Origin of the sequence: Telluria sp. B2, assembly GCF_051789535.1 — a bacterium.
Lineage (GTDB): Bacteria > Pseudomonadota > Gammaproteobacteria > Burkholderiales > Burkholderiaceae_D > Telluria.
The window spans coordinates 594,800-611,076 of the sequence record NZ_CP196525.1 but is presented as its reverse complement, the minus strand read 5'-3'; the positions used below and the strand labels follow the sequence as shown (position 1 = coordinate 611,076).

Annotated in this window: 17 protein-coding genes; 6 read left to right on the top strand and 11 right to left on the bottom strand. The window is 65.6% G+C overall.

Going from position 1 to position 16,277, the window contains the following annotated elements:
• Positions 1-1,113 (bottom strand): Re/Si-specific NAD(P)(+) transhydrogenase subunit alpha, encoded by a 1,113-nt coding sequence (locus ACSUZJ_RS02730; RefSeq protein ID WP_499413082.1) that lies wholly within the window; start codon positions 1,111-1,113, stop codon positions 1-3.
• Positions 1,114-1,360: 247 nt separating this feature from the next.
• Between ACSUZJ_RS02730 and ACSUZJ_RS02725 the strand changes: the two genes are divergently transcribed.
• Positions 1,361-1,861: an NUDIX hydrolase gene (locus ACSUZJ_RS02725; RefSeq protein WP_499413080.1), complete on the top strand. Its 501-nt coding sequence runs from the start codon at positions 1,361-1,363 to the stop codon at positions 1,859-1,861.
• Positions 1,858-2,961 (top strand): tRNA 2-thiouridine(34) synthase MnmA, encoded by a 1,104-nt coding sequence (gene mnmA, locus ACSUZJ_RS02720; RefSeq protein WP_499413078.1) that lies wholly within the window; start codon positions 1,858-1,860, stop codon positions 2,959-2,961. The genes ACSUZJ_RS02725 and mnmA overlap by 4 nt, the downstream gene beginning before the upstream one ends.
• A gap of 208 nt (positions 2,962-3,169) precedes the next feature.
• Here the strand turns inward: mnmA and ACSUZJ_RS02715 are convergent, their stop codons facing one another.
• Positions 3,170-4,996 carry a putative bifunctional diguanylate cyclase/phosphodiesterase gene (locus ACSUZJ_RS02715; protein ID WP_499413076.1) on the bottom strand — a complete coding sequence of 609 codons (1,827 nt, stop codon included), beginning with the start codon at positions 4,994-4,996 and terminating at the stop codon, positions 3,170-3,172.
• Positions 4,997-5,236: 240 nt separating this feature from the next.
• Between ACSUZJ_RS02715 and ACSUZJ_RS02710 the strand changes: the two genes are divergently transcribed.
• Entirely contained in the window at positions 5,237-5,986 is a 750-nt protein-coding gene (locus ACSUZJ_RS02710; protein WP_499413074.1) for a GAF domain-containing protein, read from the top strand.
• On the opposite strand, the gene ACSUZJ_RS02705 is transcribed toward ACSUZJ_RS02710, so the two are convergent.
• From ACSUZJ_RS02705 to ACSUZJ_RS02695, 3 genes are read right to left on the bottom strand one after another with little or no spacing between them, the layout of a single operon-like run.
• Positions 5,955-6,344, bottom strand: coding sequence for a response regulator (locus ACSUZJ_RS02705; protein WP_499413072.1), 390 nt, complete (start codon positions 6,342-6,344; stop codon positions 5,955-5,957). The genes ACSUZJ_RS02710 and ACSUZJ_RS02705 overlap by 32 nt on opposite strands.
• 17 nt (positions 6,345-6,361) lie before the next feature.
• Entirely contained in the window at positions 6,362-7,138 is a 777-nt protein-coding gene (locus ACSUZJ_RS02700) for a 5'-3' exonuclease (RefSeq protein ID WP_499413070.1), read from the bottom strand.
• A 4-nt stretch (positions 7,139-7,142) separates the two neighbouring features.
• Positions 7,143-7,814, bottom strand: coding sequence for a glutathione S-transferase (locus ACSUZJ_RS02695; protein ID WP_499413068.1), 672 nt, complete (start codon positions 7,812-7,814; stop codon positions 7,143-7,145).
• A gap of 158 nt (positions 7,815-7,972) precedes the next feature.
• Here ACSUZJ_RS02695 and ACSUZJ_RS02690 point away from each other — a divergent pair, with 158 nt between their 5' ends.
• Positions 7,973-8,863 carry a DUF72 domain-containing protein gene (locus ACSUZJ_RS02690; protein WP_499413066.1) on the top strand — a complete coding sequence of 297 codons (891 nt, stop codon included), beginning with the start codon at positions 7,973-7,975 and terminating at the stop codon, positions 8,861-8,863.
• Between the two features lie 46 nt (positions 8,864-8,909).
• Here ACSUZJ_RS02690 and ACSUZJ_RS02685 read toward each other — a convergent pair whose 3' ends face one another.
• From ACSUZJ_RS02685 to ACSUZJ_RS02670, 4 genes are all read right to left on the bottom strand, one after another.
• The gene (locus ACSUZJ_RS02685; RefSeq protein WP_499413064.1) at positions 8,910-9,449 is read right to left on the bottom strand and encodes an REP-associated tyrosine transposase; all 540 of its coding nucleotides are present in this window, start codon (positions 9,447-9,449) and stop codon (positions 8,910-8,912) included.
• Between the two features lie 129 nt (positions 9,450-9,578).
• The gene (locus tag ACSUZJ_RS02680; RefSeq protein ID WP_499413062.1) at positions 9,579-9,854 is read right to left on the bottom strand and encodes a DUF6587 family protein; all 276 of its coding nucleotides are present in this window, start codon (positions 9,852-9,854) and stop codon (positions 9,579-9,581) included.
• 2 nt (positions 9,855-9,856) lie between these two features.
• Positions 9,857-11,737: a ferrous iron transporter B gene (gene feoB / locus ACSUZJ_RS02675; RefSeq protein WP_499413060.1), complete on the bottom strand. Its 1,881-nt coding sequence runs from the start codon at positions 11,735-11,737 to the stop codon at positions 9,857-9,859.
• 3 nt (positions 11,738-11,740) lie between these two features.
• On the bottom strand, positions 11,741-11,998 hold the full coding sequence (locus ACSUZJ_RS02670) for a FeoA family protein (protein WP_499413058.1): 258 nt from the start codon (positions 11,996-11,998) through the stop codon (positions 11,741-11,743).
• Positions 11,999-12,206: 208 nt separating this feature from the next.
• Here ACSUZJ_RS02670 and ACSUZJ_RS02665 point away from each other — a divergent pair, with 208 nt between their 5' ends.
• Together ACSUZJ_RS02665 and bfr are read left to right on the top strand one after the other, a co-directional pair.
• Positions 12,207-12,419, top strand: a complete 213-nt coding sequence (locus ACSUZJ_RS02665; protein ID WP_499413056.1) for a bacterioferritin-associated ferredoxin — start codon at positions 12,207-12,209, stop codon at positions 12,417-12,419.
• A gap of 105 nt (positions 12,420-12,524) precedes the next feature.
• On the top strand, positions 12,525-12,995 hold the full coding sequence (gene bfr / locus ACSUZJ_RS02660) for a bacterioferritin (RefSeq protein ID WP_499413054.1): 471 nt from the start codon (positions 12,525-12,527) through the stop codon (positions 12,993-12,995).
• A 301-nt stretch (positions 12,996-13,296) separates the two neighbouring features.
• On the opposite strand, the gene ACSUZJ_RS02655 is transcribed toward bfr, so the two are convergent.
• Positions 13,297-14,946, bottom strand: coding sequence for a CehA/McbA family metallohydrolase (locus ACSUZJ_RS02655; RefSeq protein ID WP_499413052.1), 1,650 nt, complete (start codon positions 14,944-14,946; stop codon positions 13,297-13,299).
• Between the two features lie 111 nt (positions 14,947-15,057).
• Entirely contained in the window at positions 15,058-16,128 is a 1,071-nt protein-coding gene (locus ACSUZJ_RS02650) for a sugar-transfer associated ATP-grasp domain-containing protein (protein WP_499413050.1), read from the bottom strand.
• Positions 16,129-16,277: the final 149 nt, after the last annotated feature.

Genomic DNA, 16,277 nt, shown 5'->3' with positions numbered 1-16,277 from the left:
TCATTTGCGTAGCGTTTCGCCATCGGCGCACAGCAGCGTGGCGCGCACGATCTCGTCTTCGCGGTCGATGACGAATTTGTCTTCCTTGTCGAACACGAGCTTGAGGAAGTCGAGCACGTTGCGCGCATACAGGGCCGAGGCATCGGCCGCGACCAGCGCCGCCAGGTTCGGCTCGCCGATGATGTGGACGCCGTGTTTCACCACTGTCCTGCCGAGTTCCGTCAGCGGGCAGTTGCCGCCCTGCTCGATCGCCATGTCGACGATCACCGAGCCGGGCTTCATGGCCTGCACCGTTTCTTCCCTGATCAGCACCGGCGCCGCGCGGCCCGGGATCAGGGCGGTGGTGATGATGATGTCTGCCAGTTTCGCGCGCTCGTGCACGAGTTCGGCCTGGCGCCGCATCCAGTCGGCCGGCATTGGCCGCGCATAGCCCCCCACGCCCTGCGCAATTTCTCGCTCTTCGTCGGTGAGGAAGGGAACGTCGATGAACTTCGCGCCGAGCGACTCGACCTGTTCCTTCACCGGCGGGCGCACGTCCGAGGCCTCGATCACGGCGCCCAGGCGCTTGGCGGTGGCGATCGCCTGCAGGCCGGCCACGCCGACACCCATGATCAGCACGCGCGCGGCCTTGACGGTGCCGGCGGCGGTCATCAGCATGGGCATGAAGCGCTGGTAGGTGTTCGCCGCCAGCATGACCGCCTTGTAGCCGGCGATGTTGGCCTGCGAGGACAGCACGTCCATCGACTGCGCGCGCGTGATGCGCGGCGCCGCTTCCAGCGCAAAGGCGGTCAGGCGCGCGCCGGCCATGGCGGCCAGGTTCTCGCTATCGAAAGGATTGAGCATGCCGACCAGGACCGTGCCCGGCTTCATGCGGGCGCGTTCAGCTTCGCTGGGCGCGCGCACCTTCAGCACCATGTCGGCGCCGAAGGCGTCCTCCGCGCTGCCGATCATGGCGCCGGCGGCGACGTAGGCGTCATCGAGGGCGGCGGCATGGATGCCGGCGCCGGCCTGCACCACCACCTGGTGCCGGGCCGCCAGTTTCTTCACTGTTTCCGGAGTTGCTGCTACGCGGGTTTCTCCGGGCCTTGTCTCGGCCGGTATGCCGATTCTCATGCATGCCTCCCTGGTTGTTTGTTTTCTATATGAAATCTAACACGTAAACATTGGATTTTTTCTACTAAAAATGGCAATCCCCGCCGACCGGTCATTTTCGAGGTAAATACGATACAGCTGGGGCACGATGCACAGGTTTTTTGTATCAAATCAACGCAATTGGCGCTTTTTTGCTGCACTGCACACGTACCGGCGAGCAACGGTTTGCGCAGCACTGTAAAATACCGGCTCATTTCCGAGGACGCGCATGACCCATACCTTCAGACCGTCAGTCACCGTTGCCGCAATCATCGAACGCGATGGCCGTTTCCTGCTGATCGAAGAGGAAACAAGCGAAGGGATCAGGCTGAACCAGCCGGCGGGTCACCTCGACCCGCACGAGTCGCTCGAACAGGCGGTGGTGCGCGAAGCCCTGGAAGAAACGGCGCACGAATTCATTCCCGAGGCGCTGGTCGGCATGTACATGTCGCGCTACCACTCGAAGTCGCGCAATGCCGACGTCACGTATCTGCGCTTCACCTTCTGCGGCAAGGCCGGCAGGCAGTACGACCAGCCGCTCGACGACGGCATCCTGCGCACACTGTGGATGACGCGCGACGAAATCGCCGCCTGTCCGGAACGCCACCGCAGCCCGATCGTGCTGCAATGCGTGGACGATTACCTGGCGGGCAAGCGCACCGAACTGGCGCTGCTGCACACCCACCCTTCGGTGTTCGAGGGCGGGCTATCAACAACGGACGTAACATGAGCAAGAAAAAAGTCGTGATCGGGATGTCGGGCGGAGTCGACTCCTCGGTCGCGGCATGGATGCTGAAGGAACAGGGCTACGACGTGGTCGGCCTGTTCATGAAGAACTGGGAAGACGACGACGACTCCGAATACTGCTCGTCGCGCCAGGACTGGATCGACGCGGCCAGCGTGGCCGACGTGGTCGGCGTCGACATCGAAGCGGTGAACTTTGCCGCCGAATACAAGGACCGCGTGTTCGCCGAGTTCCTGCGCGAATACCAGGCCGGCCGCACGCCGAACCCGGACGTGCTGTGCAATGCCGAGATCAAGTTCAAGGCCTTCCTCGACCACGCCATGAAGCTGGGCGCCGACCTGATCGCGACCGGCCACTACGCGCGCGTACGCGAGAACGCAGCCGGCAAGTTCGAACTGCTGAAGGCGTTCGACCACACCAAGGACCAGAGCTACTTCCTGCACCGCCTGAACCAGGCGCAGCTGTCGAAGTCGCTGTTCCCGCTGGGCGAGATCCCGAAAACCGAAGTGCGCAAGATCGCCGAGAAGCTGCAGTTGCCGAACGCGGCGAAGAAGGACTCGACCGGCATCTGCTTCATCGGCGAGCGCCCGTTCCGCGAATTCCTGAACCGTTACCTCTCGCACAAGCCGGGCCCGATCAAGCTCGACAACGGCCAGACGGTGGGCGAACACATCGGCCTGTCGTTCTACACCCTGGGCCAGAGGAAGGGCATCGGCATCGGCGGCCTGAAGTCGCACAAGAACGCCGACGGCACCAGCGAGCCGTGGTTCGTCGCGCGCAAGGACATCGCGACCAACACCTTGTATATCGTGCAAGGCCACGACCATCCGTGGCTGCTGTCGGCCCGTCTCGAAGCGGGTCAGGCCAGCTGGATCGCGGGCGAACCGCCGGCGGGCATGCTGTCGGCCAAGACGCGCTACCGCCAGCAGGACGTCGCCTGCGAAGTCATCGCCGACGGCATGGAGCGTTTCGCCCTGCACTTCAACGACCCGCAATGGGCGGTCACTCCCGGCCAGTCGGCCGTGCTGTACGACGGCGACATCTGCCTGGGCGGCGGCATCATCGACGGCGCGATCAAGGCCTGAGTTTTCGCCTTACGTGAAAAAAACGGCGCCCCGGGAAATCCGGTGCGCCGTTTTTCGTAGGGTGGGCACTCGTGCCCACGCGGTCTCATCGCTTGCCAACATGCGCCTTAAAAATCCACCCGGTGCGCATGATCGACCATATTGATTGTTGACGGGGCTGATCTTGGTTCCCACCGCGTGGGCACAAGTGCCACCCTACGCCCTTCGATCACGCGCAGCTCAGCTCCGCCATCTCCTGCGCCGGCCGGACCGCGCGCAGCCGCGGCAGCGTCCACTCGGCACAGATCCAGCGCTCGAAATCCTCGGCCGCCAGCGGACGCGCATACAGGTAGCCCTGCACCTGGTCGCAGCCCGCGGCGCGCAGGTAGCCCGCCACCGCCGCGGTCTCGACACCCTCGGCCACCACCTTGTGCCCGAGGTCGTGCGACAGCTTGATCATGGTGCTCACCAGCGAGCGCTTGTGGCTGTCGGCGTCGAGGTCGCGCACGAAGCTCTGGTCGATCTTGACCACCTGCGCCGGCAGGCTCTGCAGGTAGGCCAGGCTGCTGTAGCCGGTGCCGAAGTCATCGATCGCCAGGTGCACGCCGGCGCCGGCCAGGTCCCGCAGCGTCCTCATCGCCAGCGCGCGGTTCTTCATCAGCGCGCTTTCCGTGATCTCCAGCGCCAGCGCCTCGGGCGGCAGGCCGTACAGGCGTAGCTGCTCGACCACGTGGGCGCAGAAGTCGGCCTCCAGCAGGTTCACGGCCGACACGTTGACCGCCATCTGCAGCGCCAGGCCCGCGGCGCGCCATGCCGCCAGCTGGCGCAGCGCGCGCGCCAGCACCCAGCGCGTGGTCGCGCGCGCCTGCGAGGTCTGCTCGATGATCGGGAAGAATTCACCCGGCGACACCTCGCCCAGCACCGGATGGTTCCAGCGCAGCAGGGCCTCGGCGCCGATGCAGCGGCCGGTCGCCAGCTCGACCTTCGGCTGGAACACCAGGCGCAGCTGGCTGTCGCTCTCGAGCGCCGCGCCGAATTCGTTGACCAGGTAGAAGCGGCGCAGGAACACCGCGTTCTGCTCGGCCGAGAACACGCGCACGCGGCGCGCCCCTTCGAGCGCGTCGTGGGCGGCGCTGTGCATGTCGCGCAGCACGTCGAGCGGGCCGCTGCGGCCCACCGTGAACGGCGCGACGCCGATCGTGGTAGTGGTCATGAAGCGCGCCGCCATGGCGTCGGCGCGCAGGTCGAGCCAGCGACCGAGCCAGTCACAGAAACGCTGGACGTCGGCGTCCGGCTCGGCCAGGAACACGAACTGGGTCGTCGCCACGTGGTACAGCTTGCGCGAGGGCCCGATGGCGGCGCGCAGCATGCGTACCGCTTCGCCGACGATTTCGTCGAGATAACCGGCGCCCAGCGCGCGCACCGCGTCGCTCAGCTGCTCGGGCGTGGCCAGGTTCACCAGCGCTGCCAGGCGCGCTTCGCCGGGCGCACGGTCGTTGGCCAGGTCGGCCAGGTCTTCGATGAACTGGCTGCGGTTCGGCAGCCCGCTGGTCGGATCGATGCGGCCGATCGCGTGCTGCAGCTCGATCTGGGCCATCACCATCGAGGCCAGGTCGGCCAGCCCGGCGCGCTCGGCGTCGGTAATCTGGCGCGGCTCCGGTCCCAGCACGCACATCGCTCCCAGGCAGTAGCCGTCGCGCGTCATCAGGGGCGCGCCGGCATAGAAGCGTACGCCGGTATTGGCCAGGTGGCTGTCATGGAAGCAGGCGTCGCCCTGCATGTCCGGCACCACCAGCAGTTCGCCGCTCTCAGCCACCTGGGCGCAGGGCGCGCGGTCGCGCGGAATCGTCCTGTGCTCGATGCCCACGCGCGACTTGAACCACTGGCGATCGGCATCGGTCAGCGACACCGCTGCCACCGGCAGGTCGAACAGCTGCGCCGCCATGCGCGTGATGCGGTCGAACGCCTCGCTGGGCGGCGTGTCGAGCAGCTCCAGCTTGCGCAGGGCATCGAGGCGTTCGGCTTCCTGCTGCGCGGACGGGGCGTGGTGGGACATGTGGATTCCTTGACAACTGGGCCGGACAACAGCTCAAATGACGAAAATGACGATGAGAGACATTCTGGTCGTCAAATTTCTAGACGTCAACAAAAATTTCGTGAACATCTAACGAAAGTGGGGAAGCGAAGACGATGCGTGATGTTTTATGGCAACTCGAGTCATCAAATCCGATATATTCTGTATTTCCTAAAGTAAAATAGTGCCGTTCCGTCATTCATCCGTGAAAGAATCCCTGCCATGTCTGCGCCCTCCTACGACGCCTCGGACGATCCGATCCTGACCACCCGAGAAGCGGCCGGGCTGCTCGGCATCGCGGTCAGCACGGCCCAGCAGTGGATCGAAAACGGCCTGCTGCCCGCGTGGAAGACGCCGGGCGGACACCGCCGCGTGCGCCTGAGCGCGGTGAGCGCGCTGCTGCGCGAGCGCGCCGGGCTGCCGCCGGCCGCACTCCCGGGCAGCGCGATCGGCGCCTTCGCGGGCGAGGGCAGCCCCTGCATGCTGCCGGAAGGCGAAGCGGCGCGCCTGGCAGCGCTCGACGCCACGGGCCTGCTCGACAGCGCAGCGGAGGCCGTGTTCGACCGCCTGACCTGGCTGGCGGCCCAGGTCACCGACAGCCCGATGGCCCTGCTCACGCTGGTGGACGAGCGCCGCCAGTGGTTCAAGTCGCGCGTCGGCCTGGTTCTGGAGGAAACCCCGCGCGAGCTGGCCTTCTGCAGCCACGCGATCCTGTGCGACGAACCGATGCTGGTCTTCGACGCCCGCCAGGACCCGCGCTTCCAGGACAACCCGCTGGTGACGGAGGCACCGCACATCCGCTTCTACGCGGGCGTGCCGCTGGTCGATGCCCAGGGTTACCGGCTCGGAACACTGTGCGTGCTCGACCGCGAGCCGCGCCGGCTGCGCGACCGCGAGCTGCGCGCCCTGTGCGAGCTGGCCGAGATTGCGATGGAGGAAATCAGGCGCCGCCGCCTGCCTGCTGCTTCCTGACGGCGGCGATGACGGTGTTGCGGATGGTTTTCAGGACGGCGTCGGCCTTGAAGGGCTTGACGATGAAGCCGTGCACGCCGCGCGCCAGGGCGGCCTGGATGGTTGGCGCGTCGAGGGTGCCGGAGACCATGAAGATGAAGGTCTTGGGCAGTGCGGCGCGCAGTTGCTCGACGACGTCGCCCTCCTCGGCTTGCTCGCGCGCGATGCAGATCAGTTGCGGACGGAACTTCGTCGCCAACAGCAGCGCGCCGTGGGCGGTGTGGGTCTGGCCGACGACTTCGTAGCTGCCGTCGGTCAGCACCGTATTCAACAGTCCACGCGAGATCGCGTTCGAATCCACCAGTACTGCCTTGAGCATTCCTTGTCCTTGTCCGTTCAGGTCGCGTCGTAGGCCAGCATCTTCCATGTGACGCCCAGGCGCACGTCGGTCTTGAGCTCGACCAGCTGGCGCGACAAATAAAGTATCTCGCGTTCGGCGCGCAGGCGCTCGCCCAGCGGTGTCTTGAGGATGCCGGCGCCGGCCATCACCGCATCCAGGCTGCCGTAGGCGGTGAGCAGGCGCGCCGCGGTCTTCATGCCGATCTTCGACACGCCCGGCACGCCGTCGGTGGCGTCGCCCATCAGCGCCAGCAGATCGTGCAGCAGCTCGGGCGCGACGCCGAACTTGTTGCGCACCCAGGCGTCGTCATGCCACTCGTTCTTGAAATGGTCCCACACCAGGGCGCCGTGCGCGATCAGGGCGTGCAGGTCCTTGTCGGTGGTGGCGACGATGGCTTCGCCCCGGTTTTCCTGCAGCCAGCGCATCACGCAGGTCGCGACCACGTCGTCGGCCTCGACCTCGGGCAGCATCGCGACGTGCACGCCGGCCTTGACCAGGCGTTCCTGGAATTCCGGCAGCGCCTCGCGCAGCACCGAGGGCATCGGCGCGCGGTGCTCGCGGTAGCGCGGGTACAAGGCATGGCGCCAGGTCTGGCCGCCGTAGTCGAAGGCGGCCAGCACGTGGGTCGGCGCGTGCGCCTCGAGCACGTTGCGAAACGACGAAAACGCGTGGCGCAGCGCGATGCTGGCCTTCAGGTCGGAGTCCGGCTCCGGGCTGGCTTCGTAGACCCGGCGCACGATGTTCAGTCCGTCGATCGCGAGCAGCTTTCCCATCGATTTACCTTGCGTAGTCGTACTTGCCGCCGCGCGCCAGGGCGCGCTGGTAGGCCGGGCGCGCGTGGATGCGCTGCACGAAGCCGAGCAGCTTCGGGTACTGCGCGCCGAGGCCGCCGCGCGCGGTGGCTGCCTCCAGCGGAAAACTCATCTGGATGTCGGCAGCGGAAAATTCCTGCCCCGCGAACCAGGGACGCTGCGCCAACTCCGCTTCCAGGTAGTCGAGCTGGGCCTGGATGTTCGGGTTGACGAAACCGTCCTTTACCTTGCGCGCGATGGCGCGCGCAACCGGCTTGACGAAGAAAGGCATGGGGCCGTTCTCGACACGGTCGAACACGAGCTTCATCAACAGCGGCGACATGGCCGAGCCTTCCGCGAAGTGCAGGAAATAGGTGTACTTCAGCTTCTCCGGCGTGCCGGCTGCCGGCACCAGGCGTCCATTGCCGTAGCGCTCGACAAGGTACTCGATGATGGCGCCGGATTCGGCCACCACGGTGTCGCCGTCGCTGATCACCGGCGACTTGCCCAGCGGGTGCACGGCCTTCAGCTCCGGCGGCGCCAGCATTGTCTTTGGATCGCGCTGGTATTTTTTGATCTCGTATTCCAGGCCCAGTTCCTCCAGCAGCCAGAGGATGCGCTGCGAGCGCGAATTGTTCAGGTGATGGACGGTGATCATGGCGATGGCCGGGTGTGAAGGGACCGCTAGCTTAGCACTGTTGCGCCAGTACAAAAAGACATCGGCCCCTTTTGCCGCGGCCGCGCCGCGCCCCAGGCTGGCCCGCCGCGTTCGGCACCGCACCGAGCGCGGCCAGGCAAGCCATCTATGATCGCTGCATGGCGATCTACATTGGCATTTCCGGCTGGCGCTACGTGCCCTGGCGCGGCGTGTTCTATCCGAAGGGGCTGGTGCAGGCGCGCGAGCTCGACTACGCGTCGCGCCAGCTGCCGACGATCGAGATCAACGGCTCCTTCTACTCGCTGCAGCGTCCGGAAAGCTACGCCGCCTGGTATGCGGCCACGCCGCCGGGCTTCCTGTTCGCGGTCAAGGGCAACCGCTTCCTGACCCACATGCTGAAACTGAAGGACATCGAGGGGCCGCTGGCCAACGTGCTGGCCTCGGGCGTGTTCGAGCTGCGCGAGAAGCTCGGCCCCTTCCTGTGGCAGTTCCCCGAGATGGTGAAGTTCGACCACGAACGCTTCGAGCACTTCTTCAGCCTGCTGCCGCACGACACGGAGGCGGCATTGGAACGCGCGCGCCAGCACCAGCCGCGCATGGAGGGCAAGGTGTCGCTGGCGCTCGATGCGAAACGCCCGATGCGCCACGCGGTCGAAGTGCGCCACGAGAGCTTTCGCGACGAACGCTTCATCGCCCTGCTGCGCAAGTACAACATCGCCCTGGTGGTGGCCGACACGGCCGGCAGGTGGCCGTATATCGAGGACGTGACCGCCGACTTCATGTACCTGCGCCTGCACGGCGACAAGGAACTGTACGCCAGCGGCTACGATGACGATGCGATCGAACGCTGGGCCGAACGGATCCGGGCCTGGAGCACGGGCGGGGAACCGGACGAATGCCGGAACGTGTCTCCGACACCGCCGCCGAAACGGGCGAGCCGGGATGTGTACTGCTACTTCGATAACGATATCAAGGTGCATGCGCCGTACGATGCGAAGCGCCTGATCGAGGCCTTGGGCTTGGATCAACCTGGCAATGGCCTTTCGTAGGGTGGACACCTGTGTCCACGCGGTCATGCCCATGCACACCCGACCGCTACTCAAAGTCGAGGCCCTCGATCTCCAATGACCCGCCCCAATCCCGTGGATAAATCCCATCCAGTACGTGCCGATGAAAAGTCGAATGCGGCCATTCCTTTACTTGTTTCACATACCCGTGCTTGACCGGATTGAAATGGATGTAATCCATGTGCTTCTCGAAATCACGCTCATCACGAATCTGGTGCTCCCAGAACCTGCGCTGCCAGATGCTCGACTCCCGCCGCAGTAGCGCGGCCTGCGTCAACAACGTCGGATCGCGCAGCGCCGGCCGGCACCAGCTCGAGACATAGCGCTTGATTTCGGCCCAACGTATCGAATAAGCATGATCGTCTTCCGGCAGGGTCCAGATGCAATGCATGTGGTCCGGTAGCAGCACCCAGGCGTCGATGGAGAACGGACGCGTTTGGCGTACCGTGTGGATGGCGTCACGCAAGGCTGTACGTAGCGCGTGGTCGCAGAAGATGGGACGGCGGCGGTAAGCGACGACCGTGAAGAAGTAGGTGGGACCGGTCAGGAGGCGGCGGTAGCGGGACATGGTGCGGCATCGTAGGCCGCCAGTCGTGTCCGTTGTAGGTGTTGGGTCAATCGTATGCGACGGGCGCGGGCCGTGCCGGATATGTTGACATATGCCACAGGTGAGACCGCGTGGACACAGGTGTCCACCCTACTTTTTATGGAGTTTGATGACGCGATGCTTGCTGCCCGCCGGCGGCGTCGGCTCGGCCCGTGGCGACGGACCGGGGGTCTCGCAGGTATTGCAGCTATTGCACCCGCTCCCGCAACTGCCGCCGGTATCGAGCCAGCGCACCAGCTTCGAGTCGGCGCCGCCGCGCGAGAGGCGGTTGACGATCCGGATGCGCCAGGCGGCCGGCAGGTACTTGGCGCCGACGTACACCGCCGCCACCAGGACGAACAGGCCGACGACCAGCTCCTGCCACATGATCAGCCCCCGCCCAGCGCCAGCGCGACGCGGTAGGTGATGAACGACGCCACGTAGGCCAGCGCGAACATGTAGCCCGCCATCATCCAGGCATATTTGGCGCTGCCGGTTTCGCGGCGCACCACGGACAGGGTCGACAGGCACTGCGGCGCGTACACGTACCAGGCCAGCAGCGACAGCGCGGTCGCCATCGACCAGGAACCGGCGATCAAGGGGCCCAGGGTGTTGGCGACGTCGTCGCCCGAGCCGGCCAGGGCGTACACGGTGCCCAGGGCGCCGACGGCGACTTCGCGCGCCGCCATGCCCGGCACCAGCGCGATGCAGATCTGCCAGCCGAAGCCGATCGGCTCGAAGATCACCGACAGGGCGCGGCCCAGCATGCCGGCCACGCTGTAGTAGATTGGCGGCTGGGTTGCGCCTTCCGGCGCGCCCGGGAAGCTCGACAGGAACCAGACCAGCACCATCAGCGTGAGGATCAGCGTGCCGACGCGGCGCAGGAAGATCACGGCGCGCTCCCACAGGCCGATCGCCAGCGTCTGCAGCTGGGGCCAGTGGTAAGCGGGCAGTTCCATCATCAGCGGATGCTGGCCGCTGCCGCTGCGGCGCTTCATGTACCAGGCCACGCCCATCGCGCTGACGATGCCCAGCGCGTACAGCGCGAACAGCACCAGGCCCTGCAGGTTGAAGATGCCGACGGCGCGGTCGGGAATGAAGGCGGCGATGATCAGCGCATACACCGGCAGGCGCGCCGAGCAGGTCATCAGGGGCGCGATCATGATCGTCACCAGGCGGTCGCGCGGATTCTGGATGGTGCGCGCGGCCATCACGCCGGGAATGGCGCAGGCGAACGAGGACAGCAGCGGAATGAAGGCGCGCCCCGACAGGCCAACGCCGCCCATCATGCGGTCGAGCAGGAAGGCCGCACGCGGCAGGTAGCCGATGTCCTCCAAAATGAGGATGAAGAAGAACAGGATCAGGATCTGCGGCAGGAACACCAGCACCCCGCCGACGCCGGCGATGATGCCGTCCACGAGCAGGCTGCGCAGCGGGCCTTCGGCCATGCCGGCGCCGATCCACTGGCCGATGCCCTCGACCGTGCCGGTGATGAAGTCCATCGGCGCTTCGGCCCAGCTGAACACGGCCTGGAAGATCACGAACATCATCGCCGCCAGGATCACCGGGCCGGCCACCGGGTGCAGCACCACGTTGTCGATCTGCTCGGACAGGTTGCCCTTGTCGTGGGCATGGCTGGCGCAGGCGTCGACGATGCGGCGCACTTCGCGCTGGGTCTGTTCGACCGGGACCGCGTCGATGGCGGCCAGCGGCTGCGGCTTGACGCCGGCGTCGAGGTCGATGCGGTCGAGCACCTCGAGCAGCGCGCGTTCGCCGCCGGCCTGGATGGCGACGGTTTCCACCACCGGCATGCCGAGTTCTGTTGATAAGCGCGCGGTATCGATCTCGATGCCGCGCTTCCTGGCGACGTCGACCATGTTCAGGGCCAGCACCATCGGCAGGCCGAGGCGCTGGATCTCCAGCACCAGGCGCAGGTTCAGGCGCAGGTTGGTGGCGTTGACCACGCAGACGATGGCGTCGGGCGCGCTTTCGCCCTTGCGCAGGCCGGCCACCACGTCGCGCGTGATCGCTTCGTCCGGCGTCTGGGCCGACAGGCTGTAGGCGCCCGGGAGGTCGAGCACGCGCAGCGCCCGCCCGCCAGGCGAAGTGAAGCTGCCTTCCTTGCGTTCGATGGTGACGCCGGCGTAGTTCGCGACCTTCTGGCGCGAGCCGGTGAGACGGTTGAACAATGCGGTCTTGCCGCAGTTCGGATTACCCAGCAATGCGATCAGGGGCGCGCGTGTCGCCACCTGTTGTTCCATGACACCCATCGATTATTCCGGCTGAATTGATACGAGTGCGGCCTCGAATTTGCGCAGGGCGAAGGTCGACTCGCCGACCTTGACCGCCACCGGGCCGCCCGGCAGGCCGCGCTTGAGCATGCGGATGCGTTCGCCCGGCACGAAGCCCAGTTCCATCAGGCGACGCGGCACGTCGGCGCCGCCCTGCGCGGTCGGCGCGAGGTGGATCACGGTGGCACTCTGCCCGACCTTCAGGGCATCGAGTGTGATCAGAGTGGGAGCAAGAGTCATGGCGGGTCCGTTGATGTAGCGCACCATATGTAGCGCTGATGAGACAGATACTAGCATCATAAACCTAAATGCGAATTATTTCTATTTGCAGGGCCGATACACAACAAATCTGCTTGCTTTCGCCGCCGAGTTTCATCAAAATAGAACACGAATGAGAACGATTCTCATTATTAGACAAGCAAGCTTAATACGGTACCAAGGAACTTCGATGATCGTCTGTGTCTGCAACAACATCTCCGACCGTGAAATCCGCCAGGCGGTCGACCTCGGCATTACCTCGGTAGCCGAGCTGCGCAAGGAACTGGGCCTGGGCACCTGCTGCGGCAAATGCGTCAGCTACGCCCGCGAGGTGCTCCATGAAGCCATCGACAGCAAGACGACCGTTACCGAACTGAGTTTCCGTCCGGCCCAGCTCGCCTGAGCTGGACCTCTCCGCTGCCGGGCCGGCACTCGCCGGCTTTCCGGCACGTCTTGACGCGCCCTTTGCTATGATTGCGTCAACCCCACCACAACAAGGTAAACAATCATGAAGGGCGATCCCAACGTCATCCGGCTGCTCAACGCACAGCTGACCAACGAACTCACCGCGATCAACCAGTACTTCCTGCACGCGCGCATGTACCGCCACTGGGGCTTCGAGAAGCTCGGCAAGAAGGAATACGACGAATCGATCGGCGAGATGAAGCACGCCGACAAGCTGATCGACCGCATCCTGATGCTCGACGGCCTGCCGAACCTGCAGGCCCTGCACAAGATCCTGATCGGCGAATCGACCCAGGAAATGCTCGAATGCGACCTGAAGCTCGAGCGCGCCGCCCAGCTGACCGTCAAGGAAGGCATCGCCGCCTGCGAAACCGCCGCCGACTACGTCTCGCGCGACCTGCTGCTGGAAATCCTCGAAGACACCGAAGAGCACATCGAGTGGCTCGAGACCCAGCTCGACCTGATCGTCAAGGTCGGCATCCAGAATTACCTGCAGAGCCAGATGGGCGAATAAGCCTCCTGCTGTTTTGCCAAAGCGGCGGGCGATGAGCCCGCCGTTTTTGTTTGGGCGCTCACGTCTGCTCCCTGACTCGTCGGCAAGGACCGTAGGGTGGGCACCCCGTGCCCACGCGAAAGCATGCAGGCCAGCGGCCATGCCGCCAACTCGACAACAGGCACAAACGCGGCTTCGGCAAATGCGCAGCCGATCATTTCGTACTGTCGCGGTCCGCTTCCGCTAACACCGCGGCTTCAGTCAACACCGCGCACGCATTCGCGTGGGCACGGGGTGCCCACCCTACTGTCTCGGCCACCGACTACGGTGCCTCTACCTGGTTCACCCACACCGGCGCCGACCACACCACGTTGCCGTCCGACTGCGTCACCTTCGCATAATAGAAGTGCGCCCCCGGCGCCGGCGTAAAAGTCGTCGTCGCCTCGCCCGACAACTGTGTCACCGTGCCGCCCCGCCCCGGCACGCCTTCCATGATCGCCACCGCCGCCACCTGCTTGCCGGCCGTGCTGGCGAAATTCGCCACCAGGGTCAAGGGCCCGCTGTTGGTGAAGCGCTCGCCCATCAGGCGCCCGTTGGCGGTCAGGACCAGTTGCGAGCCCTTGTCCATGGTCGCGAACACGCGCCGCGCCCTCAATGCCTCGACAAAGCTGCCGCGGCTCAGGGGCACGCCGTTCGGGATCAGCATGCCGGTGCGGTTGGTATAGGCCGTGCCCCAGTTGGCGCAGTGGTTGTCCTGGTTGGTGCTGAAGGCCACGTGAAAACCCGCCTCCAGCAGCATGTTGCAGGCCGCCTCGTAGTTGCTGCGCCTGGTCTCGCCCTCGCGGTCGTTGGTCGAGAAGGCGGTGCTGTTGGCCACCTCGCACAGCGCCATCGCCTCGTCGCCGTCGGCCGTATAGCCGAGCGCCTGGCCATCGATGGCGAACTGGCCGCTGGTGGACGGGTGGTTGAACTGGCCGATCCAGCCGCGCTCGCGCATCAGGGTGTAGAGGGCCGCGTAGTCGCTGCGCGGCGTGGCGATGTCGGCCAGCAGCTCGCCCTTGCCGTTCTTTTCCCAGCCCAGCAGCTGGTCGCTGTTGAAGATGTTGACGTGCCCGCCCTTGTTGATGACGCCCCACTCCATCCCGTACAGCGCGAGGAAGCCCGGATTGGCGGCATTGTAGGCGGCCGCGGTCTCCAGGCCCTTGCGGTAGAGCGCGCTGGGCGTGGCCGGGTCCGCATTGGCGTTGGTGCCGTCCGAGCCGTCGTACATGTGGTTGTGCTCCGAGGCGACCAGGATGTCCAGCCCGTGTTTGTGGGCGTAGGCGAAGGCGGCGTCCGGACCGTATTTCGCCGTCAAGGGATCCTGCGCGCCCTTGCAGTTGTCGAGCTCGGCGCCGCCGTCGCTGTGGTTGGTCTGGCTGTGCAGGTTGCCGAGGTAAACCGTGTAGGGCAGCGCCCCGGTCGCCGGTGCGGCCTGCAGGGTTCCACGCCCCACGGGCAGCGGTGCAAAACGCGGCGTCGCCGGGCTTTGCGCCGGACCGACCTCGATCTGCCAGCTTTGCTCGTGTACATCGGCCGAGGGCGCCAGCGCCTCGGCGTCGCGGCTGCCGGCGCGCAGGCGCACCTGGTAGACGCCGGCCGCCAGCGGGCCGGCGTCCTGGCCCGACCAGGCGACCGGCACCGAGACCGGGCCACGGTCCATGCGCGTGCTACCCTGCCAGCGCCGCACGACGCGTCCGCCCGGGTGGATGAGTTCCAGCTGCCAGTCGACGAGCTGGGCGCGGCGCGCGTTCGGATAGTCGAAGGTCAGGGTGAAGGTACGCGCATCGGGGCGCGCGGGATCCGGCGCCCGGTAAGGCGCGTGCAGGGTGGCTTCGAACTCGCTGTGTTCGTCGACCGCGGCCGGCGCCGAAGCGCAACCCGACAGGAGGAGCAGTGCGAGCAGGGATGGGGGAAGGAATGAGGTTTTCATGATGCAATTTTTGCAATTGCATCACTTCTGCCCCTTGCGCCAGCAATAACAACCGGCGCTACTTATTGCACTATATTTGACAAAAATACAATCTTAGCAATCGGGCAATGTTCAGGCCGCACTCATCCACCGATCCACTTTCTTGAGCGGCAGGTTGATCCGCGCGCAGCCGATCTGGTCCGGGCGCACGTTCAGCTCGATCATGCGTGGGCCGTCGACGCCGATCGCCACGTCCACCCCGGCCACGTTCACGTGCGGGAATGCCTGCAGCGCGCGCATGGCGACTTCCTGGCATTCGCGCCAGTAAGGCAACTGCACGCCGCTGATGCGCCCGCCGGTGTCCGGATGCGCGTCCATCGTGTCGAGCGGATTCTTGGCGTTGGCCGCATGCGTCAGGGTGCCGGTCGCCAGATCGACCGGGCAGAAGATGCCGCCGCTGCTGGTGTTGTCGACCAGGCTGCCCTTGCGCCCCACGCGCAGGAAAGCGCCGGCGATGCGGCACTCGCCGCGCGCCTGGTAGAGCCAGATGCGCAGGGTGTTGAGCGAATTCGGGTGGATCGCCGCCAGCACCGGATGCTGCGGCAGGTAGTGCTCGACGATGTAGCCGTCGCGGTTGTTGCCGGCCTTGTCCCACCATGCGGCCAGCGTCGTCACTTCGCCGCTGAAGGGATGGACGAAGACTGGCCGCCCTTCTCTTTCCTCGACCTGGAACGCGAAGAAGCCGGCGCCGCCGTAACCCTCCACCAGCTTGAAGCAGATCTTTTTACCGGCCAGCTCGCGGCACAGCGCCTCGAGGTCGGCCAGGCTGCGCAAGGCGCGGCCGTCGGCGCGCGCGCCGCGCTGGGGATGGATGAAGCCGATGAACTCCGGGGTCGGCACGCCGACCAGTTGCAGGATCGCCTTTTCGATGACCTTGTGCTGGGAACTCTTCTGGTAGGGACGGCGGTTCCAGCGGTCGATGAATTCGTTGTATTCCTTCTTGTTGACGTGCGCCCACTTGTCGGCGAAGGGGACCGAGGTGCGCCACCAGCGCGCCTGCAGGTAGTAGCCGGGGCCGATGCGGCGCACCAGGAACAGGGCACTCATCTCGGCGAGCTGGCGCCAGAACGGCAGGTAAGGCTGGTCCGCCTTACCGGCGCGCAGTTGCGCCCAGGCGCGCTGTATGTCTTTGATGACTTGCATTCACAATCCAGTGTTCGTCTACGTCGGCGTCAGGAGCTGGCCGCATCGCTCGCCTATGCGCGGCCGCAAAATTGCCAATATATTATTCGATTCCGGCGTGCAAGTAGCGTACGGTTCGCATAGCCGGAAAAAAACACGCTGCCGGGGCC